General features: G+C 63.5%; 18 protein-coding genes and 1 tRNA gene. 14 read left to right on the forward strand and 5 right to left on the reverse strand.

Annotated elements, in window-relative coordinates; genetic code table 11:
* Positions 1-14 precede the first annotated feature (14 nt).
* The 6 genes from boxA to aat all read left to right on the forward strand — a co-directional run bounded on the left by boxA (position 15) and on the right by aat (position 4,242).
* A complete protein-coding gene (gene boxA, locus AC3FLX_RS20290) occupies positions 15-1,274 on the forward strand; it encodes a benzoyl-CoA 2,3-epoxidase subunit BoxA (RefSeq protein WP_488699098.1) in 1,260 nt (419 codons plus the stop codon).
* Between the two features lie 85 nt (positions 1,275-1,359).
* Positions 1,360-1,749 carry an antitoxin Xre/MbcA/ParS toxin-binding domain-containing protein gene (locus tag AC3FLX_RS20295; RefSeq protein ID WP_488699099.1) on the forward strand — a complete coding sequence of 130 codons (390 nt, stop codon included), beginning with the start codon at positions 1,360-1,362 and terminating at the stop codon, positions 1,747-1,749.
* Positions 1,709-2,473, forward strand: coding sequence for an RES family NAD+ phosphorylase (locus AC3FLX_RS20300; protein WP_488699100.1), 765 nt, complete (start codon positions 1,709-1,711; stop codon positions 2,471-2,473). The genes AC3FLX_RS20295 and AC3FLX_RS20300 overlap by 41 nt, the downstream gene beginning before the upstream one ends.
* Positions 2,474-2,583: 110 nt before the next feature.
* Positions 2,584-2,660 (forward strand) — tRNA-Met (locus tag AC3FLX_RS20305).
* 207 nt (positions 2,661-2,867) lie between these two features.
* Positions 2,868-3,452, forward strand: a complete 585-nt coding sequence (locus AC3FLX_RS20310; protein ID WP_488699101.1) for an NUDIX hydrolase — start codon at positions 2,868-2,870, stop codon at positions 3,450-3,452.
* A 34-nt stretch (positions 3,453-3,486) separates the two neighbouring features.
* On the forward strand, positions 3,487-4,242 hold the full coding sequence (aat, locus tag AC3FLX_RS20315; protein WP_488699102.1) for a leucyl/phenylalanyl-tRNA--protein transferase: 756 nt from the start codon (positions 3,487-3,489) through the stop codon (positions 4,240-4,242).
* On the opposite strand, the gene AC3FLX_RS20320 is transcribed toward aat, so the two are convergent.
* The gene (locus tag AC3FLX_RS20320; protein ID WP_488699103.1) at positions 4,243-4,680 is read right to left on the reverse strand and encodes a hypothetical protein; all 438 of its coding nucleotides are present in this window, start codon (positions 4,678-4,680) and stop codon (positions 4,243-4,245) included.
* A gap of 188 nt (positions 4,681-4,868) precedes the next feature.
* Here AC3FLX_RS20320 and AC3FLX_RS20325 point away from each other — a divergent pair, with 188 nt between their 5' ends.
* The 6 genes from AC3FLX_RS20325 to AC3FLX_RS20350 all read left to right on the forward strand — a co-directional run bounded on the left by AC3FLX_RS20325 (position 4,869) and on the right by AC3FLX_RS20350 (position 10,989).
* Positions 4,869-5,666 (forward strand): arginyltransferase, encoded by a 798-nt coding sequence (locus tag AC3FLX_RS20325; RefSeq protein ID WP_488699104.1) that lies wholly within the window; start codon positions 4,869-4,871, stop codon positions 5,664-5,666.
* Between the two features lie 113 nt (positions 5,667-5,779).
* The gene (locus tag AC3FLX_RS20330) at positions 5,780-6,814 is read left to right on the forward strand and encodes a quinone-dependent dihydroorotate dehydrogenase (RefSeq protein WP_488699105.1); all 1,035 of its coding nucleotides are present in this window, start codon (positions 5,780-5,782) and stop codon (positions 6,812-6,814) included.
* Between the two features lie 52 nt (positions 6,815-6,866).
* Positions 6,867-7,925, forward strand: a complete 1,059-nt coding sequence (locus AC3FLX_RS20335; RefSeq protein ID WP_488699106.1) for an aldo/keto reductase — start codon at positions 6,867-6,869, stop codon at positions 7,923-7,925.
* Positions 7,926-8,215: 290 nt separating this feature from the next.
* The gene (locus tag AC3FLX_RS20340; RefSeq protein WP_488699107.1) at positions 8,216-9,196 is read left to right on the forward strand and encodes an ABC transporter substrate-binding protein; all 981 of its coding nucleotides are present in this window, start codon (positions 8,216-8,218) and stop codon (positions 9,194-9,196) included.
* 100 nt (positions 9,197-9,296) lie between these two features.
* A complete protein-coding gene (locus AC3FLX_RS20345; RefSeq protein WP_488699108.1) occupies positions 9,297-10,193 on the forward strand; it encodes an ABC transporter permease in 897 nt (298 codons plus the stop codon).
* A gap of 1 nt (position 10,194) precedes the next feature.
* Complete coding sequence (locus tag AC3FLX_RS20350; protein WP_488699109.1) at positions 10,195-10,989, forward strand: ABC transporter ATP-binding protein; 795 nt, start codon at positions 10,195-10,197, stop codon at positions 10,987-10,989.
* A gap of 70 nt (positions 10,990-11,059) precedes the next feature.
* Here the strand turns inward: AC3FLX_RS20350 and AC3FLX_RS20355 are convergent, their stop codons facing one another.
* The 3 genes from AC3FLX_RS20355 to AC3FLX_RS20365 are packed head-to-tail and all read right to left on the reverse strand — an operon-like array spanning position 11,060 to position 13,513.
* A complete protein-coding gene (locus tag AC3FLX_RS20355; RefSeq protein WP_488699110.1) occupies positions 11,060-11,326 on the reverse strand; it encodes a hypothetical protein in 267 nt (88 codons plus the stop codon).
* Positions 11,323-12,735: a LutB/LldF family L-lactate oxidation iron-sulfur protein gene (locus tag AC3FLX_RS20360; protein ID WP_488699111.1), complete on the reverse strand. Its 1,413-nt coding sequence runs from the start codon at positions 12,733-12,735 to the stop codon at positions 11,323-11,325. The genes AC3FLX_RS20355 and AC3FLX_RS20360 overlap by 4 nt, the downstream gene beginning before the upstream one ends.
* Positions 12,736-12,787: 52 nt before the next feature.
* A complete protein-coding gene (locus tag AC3FLX_RS20365; RefSeq protein ID WP_488699112.1) occupies positions 12,788-13,513 on the reverse strand; it encodes a (Fe-S)-binding protein in 726 nt (241 codons plus the stop codon).
* 245 nt (positions 13,514-13,758) lie between these two features.
* Between AC3FLX_RS20365 and AC3FLX_RS20370 the strand changes: the two genes are divergently transcribed.
* On the forward strand, positions 13,759-14,544 hold the full coding sequence (locus AC3FLX_RS20370) for an IclR family transcriptional regulator (RefSeq protein WP_488699113.1): 786 nt from the start codon (positions 13,759-13,761) through the stop codon (positions 14,542-14,544).
* 87 nt (positions 14,545-14,631) lie between these two features.
* Here AC3FLX_RS20370 and pbpG read toward each other — a convergent pair whose 3' ends face one another.
* Positions 14,632-15,597 (reverse strand): D-alanyl-D-alanine endopeptidase, encoded by a 966-nt coding sequence (pbpG, locus tag AC3FLX_RS20375; protein WP_488699114.1) that lies wholly within the window; start codon positions 15,595-15,597, stop codon positions 14,632-14,634.
* Between pbpG and AC3FLX_RS20380 the strand changes: the two genes are divergently transcribed.
* Positions 15,584-15,862, forward strand: coding sequence for a hypothetical protein (locus AC3FLX_RS20380; RefSeq protein WP_488699115.1), 279 nt, complete (start codon positions 15,584-15,586; stop codon positions 15,860-15,862). The genes pbpG and AC3FLX_RS20380 overlap by 14 nt on opposite strands.
* The last annotated feature ends 241 nt before the right edge of the window (positions 15,863-16,103 follow it).

Consider the following 16,103-nt stretch of genomic DNA (forward strand, 5'->3'; position numbering starts at 1 on the left):
AAGGACCGACGATCATGGGCGCCGCCGACATCATCAAGCAACATCTGATCGATCCGGAAATCTGCATTCGCTGCAATACCTGCGAAGACACCTGCCCGATCGATGCCATCACGCATGACGACCGCAACTACGTGGTCAAGGCCGACGTCTGCAATGGCTGCGGCGCGTGCCTGTCGCCCTGCCCCACGGGCGCCATCGATAACTGGCGCACGATGTTCAAGGGGCAGGCTTACACCATCGACGCGCAGTTCGGCTGGGATGAATTGCCAGCCGAGGTGCCGCTGACCGACGCGGTCATCGACGCCGCTATCGACGCCGCGGCCGCTGCCGATCAGGTGATCGATGATGCGGTGGCGTCGAGCAAGCCGGTGACGGTACAGGCAGTGGAAACCAGCCGCCACACCTCGCCCAAGGCGCCGTGGTCGGCGGCGCATCCGTATGTGAACCTGCACGGCATCCGCGAGCCGCTGACCGCCACCGTGGCCGGCAACTACCGGCTGACCGAGGCCGATGCGTCGAGCGATATTCACCACATCGTGCTCGATTTCGGCAATCAGTTCTTCCCGATCCTGGAGGGGCAGGCCATAGGCATCCTGCCGCCCGGCACCGATGCCTCGGGCAAGCCGCATTACATCCGCATGTATTCGGTGGCCAGCCCGCGCGATGGCGAGCGGCCCGGCTATAACAACCTCGCGCTGACCGTGAAGCGCGTGGAGTCCGACCACGACGGCAATCCGGTGCGCGGTGTGGCGTCGAACTTCCTGTGCGATCTGAACAAGGGCGACGCGGTGCAGGTGGTGGGACCGTTCGGCAATACGTTCCTGATGCCGAACCACCGCGAAGCCAGCGTGATGATGATCTGCACCGGCACGGGTTCCGCGCCGATGCGCGCGATGACTGAGCGCATGCGGCGCAACATGGAACATTTCGGCGGAAGGCGCCTGCTGTTCTTCGGGGCGCGCAACCGCCGCGAGCTACCCTACTTCGGCCCGCTGCTGAAACTGCCAAAGGACTTCCTCGACATCCATTTCGCGTTCTCGCGCGATGCCGAGGTGCCGCGCCGCTATGTGCAGGACGCGATACGCGAGGCGTCGGCAAACGTGGCCGCGCTGCTTGGCGATCCGCATGGCTATGTCTACATCTGCGGACTCAAAGGCATGGAGGAAGGCGTGCTCGATGCATTTTCCGAGGTGTGCGCCAAGGCTGGCTTGTCCTGGGCCGACGTCGAAGCGCGGCTCCGCGCGGAGGGCCGGCTGCATATCGAAACATACTGATCGGGAGCCGCGCCGGCCGCGATTTCCAACTTCCCAACTGAAACCTGCCGCCTATAATGTTTCTCAAGAAACAGGAGCATAGGCGATGCAATCGAGGCAGATTCCGGAGACAGCGCCGGGCGCCAGCCCCGACCCCGGCGTGACGCTAACCAAGGCCGTCATGCGTGCGGCCGGGTTTCTGGGCATCAGTCAGGCCATCGTTGCCAGCGTGCTGGGCATCAGCACTGCTTCGGTATCCCGAATGGCATCGGGCGGCTACGTGCTCGATACGCATCGCAAGGAATGGGAATTCGCCATCCTGTTCGTCCGGCTGTTTCGTTCACTCGACGCGCTCCTGGGGCACGACGAACAGGCGCGGCTGTGGCTCACACATGACAATATTGCGTTGGGCGGCAAGCCGCTGGAACTGATCCGTACCACCGAGGGCCTCGTCCGTGTCGTTCACTACCTGGACGCCACCCGCAGCCGCATCTGAGCGCAAGCCGTTCGCGCTCACACTCTGGCGGGCTGTCGAGGCCCAGCATGTCGTGTCCACTATGGCACTCGTTGACACGCTTGGAGAACACGCCGTTCTCGAAGCCGTGATCGATGCCGGCAAGCCAACCGTACCCCCTGACGCACGCCACCTGCACTACCTGATCTTCACGCCATTCCGCTATCCACCCACCGAGTGGGGATCGCGCTTTCGCAGTGACCAGGACCCTGGCGTCCTCTACGGCGCGGAAACGATCCGCACGGCCTGTGCCGAGCTGGGATACTGGCGCTGGCGATTCCTGATGGAATGTCCGGCCCTGCCCCGCATCGAGGCGCGCGCGCAAACGCTCTTCCAGGTAGGCGTAAAAGCCGACGGCGTGGCGCTGGACGCGGCACCATTCATTGAGGATGCCCAGCAATGGACCGACCCTGCCGACTATGGCGCCTGCCAGGCGTTTGGGCGAATCGCACGCGAAGCCGGTATCGGCCTGATTCGCTACACGTCGGTACGTGATCCTTTGGCTGGCGCGTGCGTGGCGGTGCTGACGCCGCGCGCGGTTGATCCGCCGCAGCCACTGACGGCCACCACCTGGATGCTGACCGTGCGGCATGACCGCGTGATCTGGCAGCGCGATGACCTGCGCCAGCGCGAGAGTTTCGAGTTCGAAAGCGCCGCATGGCAAGCGGTGCCGCAACGCACAAGCGAAAGTCCCGCATCGACCTGAACGCCCCGCGCCAAAACCGCTCAAATAGTTCAGGCGCGGCGCTCTCGCAGAAGTTTTAAGTTTCTGTTGCAATGCGCCAACAGCTCCCCTATAATCACAGCTTCGACGGACGCGGGGTGGAGCAGTCTGGCAGCTCGTCGGGCTCATAACCCGAAGGTCGCAGGTTCAAATCCTGCCCCCGCAACCAACCGATCTTTGCTCAATCGGTACCGTCAAACAGCAAACCCGCCAACCGGCGGGTTTTTTGTTTTCCGCCCTCTTCTTCTTGTGCCCGCCGCAGGCATGCGCGCATAGGTGGCACCATCACCGCACATGGCGCGCCACATCACGCAGGCACCCAAGCGAGGCTCCGGCGCGGTGATACACTTGCCCCCATTCTTCCCGGACGCCTCCCATGAAATTCTGCTCGAACTGTGGTCATGCGGTTGTGTTGCGCGTGCCAGAAGGCGACAACCGCCCGCGCAGCATGTGCGACAACTGCGGCACCATCCACTACGTCAATCCGCGCAACGTCGTAGGCACAATTCCGGTCTGGGAAAACAAGATCCTGATCTGCAAGCGCGCCATCGAACCGCGCTATGGCTTCTGGACGCTGCCGGCCGGCTTTATGGAAATCGGCGAGACCACGGCCCAGGCTGCGGCGCGCGAAACCCTGGAAGAAGCCGGTGCTCGCGTGGAAGTGGGCGAGTTGTTCTCGATGCTTAACGTGCCGCATGTGCACCAGGTACATCTGTTTTATCTGGCGCAGCTCCAGGACCTCGACATCGCACCGGGCGAGGAAAGCCTGGAAGTCAAACTCGTCGACGAAGCCGACGTGCCGTGGGACGATCTGGCCTTCCCGACCGTGATCCATACGTTGCGTTGCTTCTTTGCGGACCGAGCCGCGGGCAAGATCTCGGCAGGCGACTTCCGCCTGCATACCCTCGACATCGACAAGCCGATGCGGCCGCTGACCAGCCGCGCCACCGTCACACCGTGACCGCGACGCAAGTCGCGCCGCTTACACATCCGGCATGATTACCTGGCTCGACCCGCAGGATCCGTTTCCGCCGGTCGAGCGTGCGCTCGGCCCGGCCAGCGACGCGCCGGGCCTGCTCGCGGCCAGCCGCGACCTCACGCCGCAGCGCTTGTTGCTGGCATATCGCCAGGGCATCTTCCCGTGGTATTCCGAGGGCCAGCCGGTGCTGTGGTGGAGCACCGATCCTCGCATGGTCCTGACACCGTCGGCGCTCAAGGTATCGCTATCGTTCCGCAAGACCCTGCGGCGCGTGCTGCGAGATCCGGATTGGGAAATCCGCGTCGACGACGACTTCGTGGCCGTCATGCGCGCCTGTGCGATGACGCCCCGCGATGGCCAGCTCGGCACGTGGATCACCGACGAGATCATCGCCGCATATAGCGCCCTGCACCGACTTGGGCTGGCTCATTCCGTCGAGACCTGGTACTGCGGCGAGCGGGTCGGCGGACTGTACGGCGTGGCGCTCGGTCGCATGTTCTACGGAGAGTCGATGTTCGCCAATCGCACCGATGCGTCGAAGATCGCGCTCGCGGCCCTGTGTGGATTCCTGGAGCAGCAAGGCGTGATCATGATCGACTGCCAGCAGGAAACCGATCATCTGGCATCACTGGGTGCGGAACCGATTGCACGTGCCGCGTTCATCGCGCATGTCCGTGCGGCTTCGGCGGCCCCCGCGATTGATCCGTGGCACTTCGACAAGCGTGAACTGAGCCGCTGGGCCAGCGCAAACGGCAACGGCGGCCCCGGCTGATCATCGCCTGCCACCCGGCCCTTCCAGCCGGCCCACGCGGACATTGATGTCACTGACATCCTTCGCCAGCCCGGCAATGCGCTGGTTCGTTTCATCGAGACGCCGGTTCGTGTCGTCGATCTTGCCGACCAGGCGCTTTTCCATTTCATCGATCCGGATGTTCAGGCGCGTGTCCATTTCATCAATCCGGATGTTCAGGCGCTTGTCCATTTCCACCATTGCAGCCACCAGGGGCGCCACCTCGCCCTTCACCACGTCTCCGTAGACTTTGCGCTGGTGATCCAGGATGCCGAACATGCCGGCGAGAATAGCCACCCCGGCGGCAGCCACGGCAGCCATACCCCCGTAGCGATTCCACCGGCTCGCGCGAGACTCCGGTGTACCGGCGTCCGGGCCGTGGCCGTCACGGGCGGAACGTGGAAACGTCATCGATGCCATCTTTTTCCTCCTGAGGTGTCAGATTGCCCACATGGTAGGAAGCTACCCGCCATTGCAGCAATGCGACGAATCTGAAAGTGCCAGCTCGCCTGACATACCGCTTGCAGACGTGCCCCAATGGCCTCTGATAGACTGCAACTCAGGCCCGCAATGCTGGCGTCCGACGCGCCGCCCCCTGATACGACGTCATGAGCAAGCTGAAGGAACTTCCGCTATCCGCGCTGCAGTTTTATGCGACGGCGCCGTACGCCTGCAGCTACCTTGAAGGCCGCATGGCACGCTCGCAGGTGGCCACGCCCGCGCACCTGATCAATGCCGATGTCTATTCACGGCTGGTGCGCGCCGGTTTTCGCCGCAGCGGCATCTTCACCTATCGCCCCTACTGCGACGAATGCCGTGCCTGCACGCCATGCCGCGTGCTGGTGAACGAGTTCCAGCCCGACCGCAGCCAGCGCCGCGCGTGGCGGCAGCACGAGGGCCTGCAGGCACTGGTGGCACCGCTGACCTACGTCGAGGAACACTACGCGCTGTATCTGCTGTACCAGTCGATGCGCCACGCGGGCGGAGGCATGGACCAGGACAGCCGCGACCAGTACGAGCAGTTCCTTTTGCAAAGCCGCGTCAATTCCCGGCTGGTGGAATTCCGCGAGCCGCCGGGTTCTCCCGAGGCGGGCAAGCTGCGCATGGTCAGCATGATCGACGTGCTGGACGACGGCTTGTCCTCGGTCTACACGTTCTACGACCCACTGATCGTCGGCGCCAGCTATGGCACCTACAACATCCTCTGGCAGATCGCCCAGACCCGCGAACTGGGTCTGCCACACCTGTACCTGGGCTACTGGATTGCCGACAGCCGCAAGATGGCCTATAAGGCGCGCTTCCAGCCGCTGCAGGTGCTGACCGGCAACCAGTGGCATGCGTTCGAGGGCCCGCCCGCCGTGCCCGAGCCCCCGGCCCGGCCCGATCCCGGCCCCGCGCAGGAATAGCCGCAACGCCGCGCAAGCGGGCACAAGGCGTGCCAATTTGAGGCGAATCGAAACCAAACGGCTACAATGCCGCCCTGGTTCCGACTCATCGCCGGCTCCGGCCGCCCCTCACCGTGCTCAACGCGCTCTATCCCCTGTTTCGCCCCGCCCTGTTTTCGATGGATGCGGAGGATGCTCACCATTTCACGCTGAACAATCTGATGCGCGCCCAGCGCATGGGCCTGGCCGGCTGTATCGGCAACAGCATCGCCGACGACCCGCGTACCGTAATGGGCATCCGCTTTCCCAACCCCGTGGGCCTGGCGGCTGGCCTGGACAAGGATGGCGCGTATATCGACGGTCTGGCGGCATTTGGTTTCGGCTTTATCGAAGTTGGCACGGTCACGCCGCGCGCGCAGTCAGGCAATCCGCGGCCGCGCATGTTCCGGCTGCCCCAGGCCGATGCGCTGATCAACCGCATGGGCTTCAACAATGGCGGTGTCGACGCATTCATCCGTAACGTGCAGGCGTCGCGCTGGAAGGCCGACGGCGGCGTGCTGGGCCTGAATATCGGCAAGAACGCCGACACGCCGATCGAGCGCGCGGCCGACGACTACCTGTACTGCCTGGAGCGCGTCTATCCGCACGCCAGCTACGTGACGGTGAATATTTCGTCGCCCAACACCAAGAACCTGCGCCAGCTGCAGGGCGCCAGCGAACTGGACAGCCTGCTTTCCACGCTCAAGGCCGCCCAGCAGCGCCTGGCCGACCAGCACAAGCGCTACGTGCCGGTGGCGCTGAAGATCGCGCCGGACCTCGACGACGACCAGATCCGCAATATCGGCGATGCCCTGGTACGGCACGGCATCGATGGCGTGATCGCCACGAACACCACCATTTCGCGCGATGCGGTCAAGGGCCTGCCACATGCCGAAGAAGCTGGCGGCCTGTCCGGCCGGCCGGTATTCGAGGCATCGACGCGCGTGGTGCGTGAACTGCGCAAGGTGGTGGGCAACGAACTGCCGATCATCGGCGTGGGCGGTATTTTCGACGGCGCCGGCGCGCGCGCCAAGATCGACGCCGGCGCGCAGTTGGTACAGGTCTATAGCGGCCTGATCTATCGCGGCCCGACCCTCGTGCGAGACTGCGCCGCTGCCCTGCGCAGGTAGCGGATTTGAGGCATGCTGTCGGCCGACCACCCCGCCCTTCACGGACACCAGCATGGAAAAAATCCGACTCGGCCGCAGCGAACTCGAAGTCTCCCGCATCTGCCTGGGCACGATGACCTTCGGCGACCAGAACACCGAAGCCGAAGGTCACAGCCAACTCGACTACGCATTCTCGCGCGGCATCAACTTCGTCGATACCGCCGAGATGTACCCGGTCAAGCCGCGGGCCGAAACCTACGGCAACACCGAGCGCATCATCGGCACGTGGCTCAGAAAGCAGCCGCGTGACCGCGTGATACTGGCCAGCAAGATCGCCGGCCCGTCGCGCAATCCCTGGATACGCAACGGTGGCGACCTCACACCGGACAGTATCCGCACCGCCATCGACGAATCGCTGCGGCGGCTGCAGACCGACTACATCGATCTCTACCAGATCCACTGGCCGGCTCGTAATGCGCCGATCTTCGGCCAGAAACGCTTCAACCCCGACAATGAGCGCCAGTGCGCGTCGATCGAAGCTCAGCTCGAGACCTTCGCTGAGCTAGTCCGCGCAGGCAAGATCCGTTACGTCGGCGTTTCGAATGAAACCCCCTGGGGCGTTTCCGAATTCGTCAACGTGGCCGAGCGCCTGGGCCTGCCGCGCATTCCGACGATCCAGAATCCGTACAGCCTCCTCAACCGCAGTTTCGAACAGGGCCTGGACGAAACCTGCTTCCGGTCCGACGTCAGCTTGCTTGTGTACAGCCCACTCGGCTTTGGCCAGCTCACCGGCAAGTATCTGACCGGCGACGCGCACCGGCCAGTCTTCGACCCGACGGCAAAGGGCCGCCTGACCCGCTTTTCGCCAGACTGGAGCCCGCGATACATGCGGCCCGAGACGATGGCCGCCGCCGCGCGCTATGTGGAACTGGCGCGCGCCCACGGCATGACCGGCGCCACGCTCGCACTGGCCTGGTGCTATTCGCGCTGGTTCGCCCATAGCACCATCATCGGCGCCACCGACCTTGACCAGCTCAAGGAAAACATCGATGCGTGGGACGTGAAACTGTCCGATGAAGTGGTGTCGGCCATTGAGCGCATTCACGCCGAAATTCACAATCCGGCGCAATAATTTGCGGCACACCCTCCTTAGGAAGGTGTTTTTCAGCAGGATATGCCGCCATGCAGCACCAAAAGCGCTCCCAGCGGAGGCGGGAAATGGTATGCTCGCAGGCTTCGCGCCGTCGTATCCGATGCGACCACGCGCGCGCCCGAAAGCTGCCGCCGGGCGCGCCGCGTCCGCAACCGGACCGTCGGGCCGCCCAGCAGTACAGGTGACTGCCGGCGCCCGCCAGGACGGCTGTCGTATCCATTGCGGCTGACTGACTGAAAAGCACCGATCCTTCGGGGGAGAACAACTACATGCTGCGTCTCAAGGCATCCACCACCCAGTCCATCCTCGGCAGCGCCGTTGCGCTGGCTCTGCTCTACGGCGGCGCCGTGCAGGCCCAGACGGCCACCGTGAAGGTCCTGTCGATCGTGGACCACCCGGCGCTCGACGCCATCCGCGATGGCGTGCGCGACGAACTGAAGACTGCCGGCTACGATGCCGACAAGAACCTGAAGTGGGAATACCAGAGCGCCCAGGGCAACCCGGGCACCGCCGCCCAGATCGCCCGCAAGTTCGTGGGCGACCAGCCGAGCGCGATCGTGGCCATCGCCACGCCGTCGGCCCAGGCCGTTGTGGCCGCCACCAAGTCCGTGCCCGTGGTGTACTCGGGCGTGACCGACCCGGTGGCCGCGCAGCTCGTGAAGAGCTGGGGCGCATCGGGCACCAACGTGACCGGCGTGTCGGACAAGCTGCCGCTGGACAAGCAGGTGTCGCTGATCAAGCGCGTGGTGCCGAAGGCCAAGACCGTCGGCATGGTCTACAACCCGGGTGAAGCCAACTCGGTCGTGGTGGTCAAGGAACTGAAGGACCTGCTGGCCAAGCAAGGCATGTCGCTGAAGGAAGCGGCCGCCCCGCGTACCGTGGACATCGGCCCGGCTGCCAAGAGCCTGATCGGCAAGGTCGACGTGATCTACACGAACACCGACAACAACGTGGTGTCGGCCTATGAGTCGCTGGTCAAGGTGGCCAACGAATCGAAGATCCCGCTGGTGGCTGCCGATACCGACAGCGTCAAGCGTGGCGCCATCGCCGCGCTGGGCATCAACTACGGCGACCTGGGCCATCAGACCGGCAAGGTCGTGGTGCGCATCCTGAAGGGCGAGAAGCCGGGCGCGATTGCGTCGCAGACTTCGGACAACCTTGAACTGTTCGTGAACACGGGCGCCGCCGAGAAGCAAGGCGTGACGCTGTCGCCGGATCTGGTCAAGGAAGCCAAGACCGTCATCAAGTAATACCGCTGGAAGCCGCGCGCCCTACCCTGAGGTGCGCGGCCCGAAGCGCCCCCAATGGCCCTATCCGGGCCGGCCGGACGGCCTGCAAAGGATTCCCCCCATGTCCCTGTTTTCCCTGCTGGGTGCCCTGGAGATCGGTCTGATCTTCAGCCTTGTGGCACTCGGGGTGCTGATTTCGTTCCGCATCCTCAACTTCCCCGACCTGACCGTCGATGGCAGCTTTCCGCTTGGCGGCGCGGTCGCCGCGACGCTGATCTCCGCCGGCCAGGACCCGTTCGTGGCCACGATCGTGGCCATCTTCGCCGGCGCCATTGCCGGCTGGATCACGGGCTGGCTCAACGTGCGACTGAAGATCATGGATCTGCTGGCCAGTATCCTGATGATGATCGCGCTGTACTCGGTCAACCTGCGCATCATGGGCCGCCCCAACGTGCCGCTGATCACCGAGCCGACGATCTTCACGATCCTGCAGCCCGAATGGATGCCCGACTACGTGCTGCGCCCGCTGGTGCTGTTCGTCGTGGTGATCATCGCCAAGCTGGCGCTGGACTGGTTCTTCTCGTCGCAACTCGGACTGGCGATGCGCGCAACCGGCGCCAACCCGCGCATGGCGCGCGCCCAGGGCGTGCCCACTGGCCGGGCCACGCTGGCCGGGATGGCGCTGTCGAACGCCCTGGTCGCCCTGGCGGGCGCGCTGTTTGCCCAGACGCAAGGCGGCTCCGACATCTCGATGGGTATCGGCACGATCGTCATTGGCCTTGCCGCGGTGATCATCGGCGAAACGATTATTCCGGCACGCCGTCTGGTGTACGTCACGCTGGCAGTGGTGGTCGGTGCGATCCTGTACCGCTTCTTCATCGCGCTGGCGCTGAACTCGGAATTCATCGGCCTCAAGGCACAGGATCTGAACCTCGTGACCGCCGCCCTGGTGACGCTGGCGCTGGTGCTGCCCGCCACGCGCAAGAAGCTGTTCGCCCGCAAGAACGGAGGTGCCTGAGATGTTGCGCGCTGAAAACCTGAAGCTCACCTTCAATCCGGGCACCCCTATCGAGAACCGTGCGCTGCGCGGCCTGAACCTGGAGATTCCAGCCGGCCAGTTCGTGGCAGTGATCGGTTCCAACGGCGCCGGCAAGTCGACCTTCCTGAACGCCGTCAGCGGCGACACGATGGTGGATAGCGGCCGCATCATGATCGATGACATCGACGTGACGCGCCAGCCCGCCTGGGATCGCGCCCATCTGGTGGCCCGCGTATTCCAGGACCCGATGGCCGGCACCTGCGAAGCGCTGACGATCGAAGAGAATATGGCGCTGGCGATGGCGCGCGGTTCGCGCCGCGGCTTCCGGCCGGCACTGAACAAGGGATCGCGCGAGCTGTTCCGCGACAAGCTGCGCCTACTGAACCTGGGACTGGAAAACCGCCTGACAGACCGCATCGGCCTGCTCTCCGGCGGCCAGCGCCAGGCGGTGAGCCTGCTGATGGCGTCTCTGCAGCCGTCGCGCATTCTGCTGCTCGACGAGCACACGGCGGCGCTGGATCCGAAGACCGCTGCGTTCGTGCTGGAACTGACCGCGCGCATCGTCGAGGAAAGCCAGCTGACGACGATGATGGTCACGCACTCGATGCGCCAGGCGCTGGACTATGGCCAGCGCACGGTGATGCTGCACCAGGGCCAGGTCGTGCTCGATGTCTCGGGCGACCAGCGCAAGGGCCTCGATGTGCCCGACCTGCTCAAGATGTTCGAGCAGACGCGGCACGAACAGCTGGATGACGATGCACTGCTGCTGAGCTGAGCAACGCCGGTGTGATTGCGGCGTGCTCCCCTCTCTCGCCAAGCGCGGGAGAGGGGGTTCTCTCAGTCGTTTAAACCGTTCCCGCTTTATCCAGCCATTTCGTAAGCTGGTCCGTCACCGCCGTGCTCGAAAACGAGCAGCTGTCCTGCGCGAAGACCGCCGACATTTCCATGCGGCGAAGCAATTCCTCCATCGCCTGACCGAATACCGGCGGCAGCGTCAGCGACGTTGCCGATGCACGCCAGCGTGCGATCAGTTCGCCGACCGGCAGCGTGCCTGCCAGATGTGCATCCAATGCCTGGCGCATCACCGCCAGTGTTTCCTGATTGGCGCTCATGACCGCGCCCTCCTTTCTTTGTAAAGCTCGCGGAATGTGCGACCGCTCGGGGCCGGCATGTCGCGCGTGTCAGTCCATCCCTTGCCTGCCATCGGCAGGTTCGCAATCAGCTTGCTGCGTCCCCCCATGCGGGAAAGGATACGCGCGCCCATCCGTGTAAGGAACGCATAAAGATCGGGACGGCGTGCCACGTAGCCCCAGGCTTGCAACGCCAGACGCTCCTGCCACGGACGCAGATGGCGTTCCATCTGCTTTTCGCGCAATTTTCGCAGCAGGTCTGACAACGGAATCGATGCCGGGCATACGCGATTGCATTCGCCGCACAGCGTGGCGGCCTGCGGCAGGTCCACCGCATTGGCCAGGCCGACGTAGCTCGGTGTCAGCACGCTGCCCATCGGGCCGGGATAGACCCAGCCATAGGCATGCCCGCCGATCTTCTGGTACACGGGACAGTGATTCATGCAGGCGCCGCAGCGGATACAGCGCAGCATTTCCTGAAATTCCCCGCCTATCAGGCCGCTGCGGCCGCCATCGACGATCACAAAATACATGTGCTCCGGGCCGTCCTGCTCGCCTGGCGCGCGCGGTCCGGTCAGGATCGAAAAGTAGTTCGAGATCGCCTGTCCGGTAGCCGAGCGCGGCAGCAGTCGCATCACGGTGGCCAGGTCTTCCAGCGTCGGCAGCACTTTCTCGATGCCCGTCACGGCCACGTGCACGCGCGGCATGATCGTGCACATGCCTTCGTTGCCTTCGTTTGTGACCACGGCCACCGAGCCGGTTTCGGCGATGATGAAATTGCCACCGGTCACACCCATGTCCGCCGACAGAAATTCGGGGCGCAGCACCTCGCGCGCTTCGCGCGTCATCTCGGGGATGTCAGTCAGGCGCGGCTTGTTGTGGACCTTGGCAAACAGGTCGGCAATTTCGTCCTTGTCCTTGTGGATCACCGGGGCAATGATGTGCGACGGCGGCTCGGCATCGTTGATCTGCAGGATGTACTCGCCCAGATCGGTCTCGATGCTCTGCACGCCCATCTCGCCCAGCACCTGGTTCAGCCGCATCTCCTCGGTCACCATCGACTTGCTCTTGATGACCTTCTTCACGCCGTGCTTCTGCGCGATATCGGCTACGAGCTTCGCCGCGTCGGCCGTGGTTTCGGCAAACAGCACGGTGGCGCCGCGCTTTGTGGCATTTTCCTCGAAGGTGGCCAGCCAGACGTCGAGGTTTTCCAGCGCGCGATTACGGCGCTCTTTCAGCGCGGCACGCGTGGCATCGAAGTCGATATCGCGGATCGCATCGGCCCGTGCCGTGACGAATTTCGTGGAAAGCTTCTTGAGGTTCTGCTGCAGGCGCTGGTCAGCGAGCTTTTGCCCGGCGCGCGCCTTGAATTCCATGCTGTGCACTTGCATCGTGGGGGCTCTCGGTTGGGCTATCGGTGAGGCACTCTATGTTCGGCGCGCATCATGCGTCGCCGGCCAGCACTTGCGCAATATGGAGCACGCGCGTCTGCGAATCGCCGGAGCGGCGCAGCCGGCCTTCGATATTGAGCATGCAGCCCAGATCGCCCAGCACCACGGCATCGGCGCCGCTCGCCTTGATGTTGGCACACTTCTCGTCAACGATCGCCGTCGAGATATTGCCGTACTTGACCGAGAAGGTACCGCCGAACCCGCAGCAGGCTTCGCAATCCTTCATTTCGGTCAACTGCACGTTGGGCAGCTTGCCCAGCAAGGCGCGCGGTTGCTGCTTGACCCCAAGTTCACGCAGACCCGAGCATGAATCGTGATAGGTGATGTGGCCAGCGAAACTTGAGTCGAGCTTGTCCAGCTTCGCCACGTTGACCAGGAAATCGGTTAGTTCGAATACGCGTTCGCGCAGGCGCTCGTAGCGTCCGTTGAGTTCGGGATCGTCGCGCAACAGGTCGTGGTAGTGATGGCGAATCATGCCGCCGCAAGATCCCGATGGCACGACCACATAGTCGAACATCTCGAACTCGCGCAGAAATTTCTCCGCCAGGTCGCGCGACACGGTGCGCTCGCCCGAGTTGTACGAGGGCTGGCCGCAGCACGTTTGCGCCTCGGGAACCATTACCTCGTAGCCCGCTGATTCCAGCAGCTTCAGCACCGAGAACCCGATTTCGGGACGCATGAGGTCCACCAGACAGGTGGCGAACAGTCCGATTCGCATGACTTCCCTTTTCCAGACCCTGAAACCTCGCAATTATGCCCCGCCACTACCATGCTGCGGGCATCGGGCGCCGCAATCCTATTCATCGTGGTGATAAAAGAGGCTCATGCATGTCATGGCAAAAGCCACTATCCGTGGAAGGAAATCTCGGAAATCACGTTTCACCAGTTGAAATTTTCACGATGCGAGATAGAATCAGGCAACCGCTTAATATGCCGCACGGCAACATTTTCCCTATGGCAGAAATGGCAGAAGCAGACAAGGCGCCTGGCAAGACCTCGATCCAGGTGATCGAGCGCATGATGACGCTGCTCGACGCGCTGGCCCAGCACGCCGACCCCGTCAGCCTGAAGGAGCTGTCGCTGGCCACTGGCCTGCACCCTTCCACTGCGCACCGCATCCTGAACGACATGGTGGCATGCCGCTTTGTCGACCGTTCCGACCCGGGCAGCTACCGCCTGGGCATGCGCCTGCTCGAACTGGGCAATCTGGTGAAGGCGCGCCTGTCGGTGCGTGATGCCGCGCTGGCACCGATGCGCGCACTGCACCGCGTGACCGGGCAGACCGTGAACCTGTCGGTACGCCAGGGCGACGAGATCGTCTATATCGAGCGCGCCTACAGCGAACGCTCCGGCATGCAGGTGGTGCGTGCCATCGGCGGCCGCGCCCCGCTGCACCTGACGTCGGTCGGCAAGTTGTTCCTGGCCGCCGATGAAGCGCCGCGTGTGCGCAACTACGCCACGCGTACTGGCCTGGCGGGCCATACGCGCACGTCGATCACCGACCTTGCCAAGCTCGAGCGCGAGCTAAGCTGGGTGCGATCGAACGGCTATGCACGCGACAACGAAGAACTGGAACTGGGCGTGCGCTGCATTGCCGCGGGGATCTACGACGATTCGCGCCGGCTCGTGGCGGGCCTGTCGTTGTCGGCACCGGCTGACCGCCTGCAGGATAGCTGGCTGCAGAATCTGAAGGACACCGCGCTGCAGATTTCACGCGGCATGGGCTACGTGGCCGAGCCTACGGCCTGATTCGCGCCAGTCTCTTCGCCTGGTAAAAAAAGAACGCGCCGGGGGCGTCAGCCCCACGGCGCGTTTTCCATGCGCAACGGCAACAGCTCAGGTGCCGTGCGACTGCTGCGATACCAGGACCGCCGCAGGGGTTCTAGGACCCTGCGTAAGATTGGGCGTTGAAGGAAAAGGGCGCGGCTGGCCCCCTGCCGACGGCGGTTGATGCTCCAGCCAGTTGCGCACGCGCGTGGCATCGGCAAAGCGCGACAGCTTGCCCACCGAATCCAGGAACACCATCACCACGTTCCGGTCGTTCACGCGCGTCTGCATCACCAGGCACTGACCGGCTTCCGAGATATAGCCGGTCTTCTGTAGGCCGATGTCCCAGCTGCCGCCGCGCACCAGACGGTTGGTGCTGACGTAATGCATCGTGCGGCCCGACACGCTCACTTCATGTTCGGGTTGCGTCGAAAACTCGCGGATGGTCGGGTTGCGATAAGCCGCATTGACCAGGCGCGCCAGGTCCATCGCGCTAGATACGTTGCTGCTCGACAGGCCGCTCGAATCGACGAAGTGGCTGTCATTCATGCCCAGCTCGCGCGCCTTCTTGTTCATCGCGCCAACAAATGCCGGCAGGCCGCCCGGATAGCTGCGGCCCAGCACCGAAGCGGCGCGGTTTTCCGAAGACATCAGCGCCAGCAGCAGCATCTCGTGGCGCGTCAGCGTCGTGCCAAAGCGCAGGCGCGAGCTGCTGTGCTTCTCGGTGTCGCGGTCGTCCTCGCTCACCGTCAGCATTTCATCCATCGGCAGGCGCGAGTCCATCACCACCAGCGCGGTCATCAGCTTGGTGATCGATGCGATTGGCAACACCGCGGTCGGATTTTTCTGGAACAACACCTCGTTGGTGTTCTGGTCCATCACCAGCGCCACCGACGAACGCAGCGACAGCGCGTCCTCCGTGTCTCGCAGGCCCATCGCCTCGCCCAGCGACGGCTTGGCCGGCGTAAACGCCGCGCGTACTGGCGCCGCGTGGCTGGCAACGACGGTTCGCTTGCCGTTCTTGACGACGATCACCTTGCGGGGTGACGCAGTCGCGCTCGAGGAAGCTACCTTTTTGGTGGATTTAGAAACTTTTTCGGTCTTTTTCGCCGACGTTTTAGCCGCAGTCGACTTCGTCGCTGCGTACGTGGCCGGCGCGGCCATCAAGGCAACCGACACCAGCGCCGTCGTGGCGAAGGCGGTCAGTTGGGGAAAGCCGAAGAGTCGGGACATGAAGGAATCGGTCCGGAACATGATCTGTTCAGCGCGGATTTGGAATGGCGCTAGTGTAGGAAATTAACAAATTCTTAGCAAGATTAATGACTTACAACAGCTCTTTAAAGTTCATATCGCAAACATTTCCATATTGCGAAAAAAGAGCCACGAAAGTCATATTCGTGCCGACGTAAATACAACAGTTTCAACCTGTCGAGCCTCAGGAGTCACGCCGGCAACATCGTCGACGATGCGTCACGACGCTACCCTCTACGGCGTGCCTGGTATCGTCGATAACGGTCTGCATGGCGGAATCCTTATATCGA

This window comes from Cupriavidus sp. 291-E7 (genome assembly GCF_057798835.1).

Excerpts from the sequence above, each read along its gene's own strand:
- AC3FLX_RS20295 (WP_488699099.1), top strand. The coding sequence starts at position 1,360 with ATGCAATCGAGGCAGATTCCGGAGACAGCGCCGGGCGCCAGCCCCGAC.
- AC3FLX_RS20340 (WP_488699107.1), top strand. The coding sequence starts at position 8,216 with ATGCTGCGTCTCAAGGCATCCACCACCCAGTCCATCCTCGGCAGCGCC.
- AC3FLX_RS20345 (WP_488699108.1), top strand. The coding sequence starts at position 9,297 with ATGTCCCTGTTTTCCCTGCTGGGTGCCCTGGAGATCGGTCTGATCTTC.
- AC3FLX_RS20335 (WP_488699106.1), top strand. The coding sequence starts at position 6,867 with ATGGAAAAAATCCGACTCGGCCGCAGCGAACTCGAAGTCTCCCGCATC.
- AC3FLX_RS20320 (WP_488699103.1), bottom strand. The coding sequence starts at position 4,680 with ATGGCATCGATGACGTTTCCACGTTCCGCCCGTGACGGCCACGGCCCG.
- aat (WP_488699102.1), top strand. The coding sequence starts at position 3,487 with ATGATTACCTGGCTCGACCCGCAGGATCCGTTTCCGCCGGTCGAGCGT.
- AC3FLX_RS20355 (WP_488699110.1), bottom strand. The coding sequence starts at position 11,326 with ATGAGCGCCAATCAGGAAACACTGGCGGTGATGCGCCAGGCATTGGAT.
- AC3FLX_RS20325 (WP_488699104.1), top strand. The coding sequence starts at position 4,869 with ATGAGCAAGCTGAAGGAACTTCCGCTATCCGCGCTGCAGTTTTATGCG.
- AC3FLX_RS20350 (WP_488699109.1), top strand. The coding sequence starts at position 10,195 with ATGTTGCGCGCTGAAAACCTGAAGCTCACCTTCAATCCGGGCACCCCT.
- AC3FLX_RS20365 (WP_488699112.1), bottom strand. The coding sequence starts at position 13,513 with ATGCGAATCGGACTGTTCGCCACCTGTCTGGTGGACCTCATGCGTCCC.
- boxA (WP_488699098.1), top strand. The coding sequence starts at position 15 with ATGGGCGCCGCCGACATCATCAAGCAACATCTGATCGATCCGGAAATC.
- AC3FLX_RS20310 (WP_488699101.1), top strand. The coding sequence starts at position 2,868 with ATGAAATTCTGCTCGAACTGTGGTCATGCGGTTGTGTTGCGCGTGCCA.
- AC3FLX_RS20360 (WP_488699111.1), bottom strand. The coding sequence starts at position 12,735 with ATGCAAGTGCACAGCATGGAATTCAAGGCGCGCGCCGGGCAAAAGCTC.
- AC3FLX_RS20370 (WP_488699113.1), top strand. The coding sequence starts at position 13,759 with ATGGCAGAAGCAGACAAGGCGCCTGGCAAGACCTCGATCCAGGTGATC.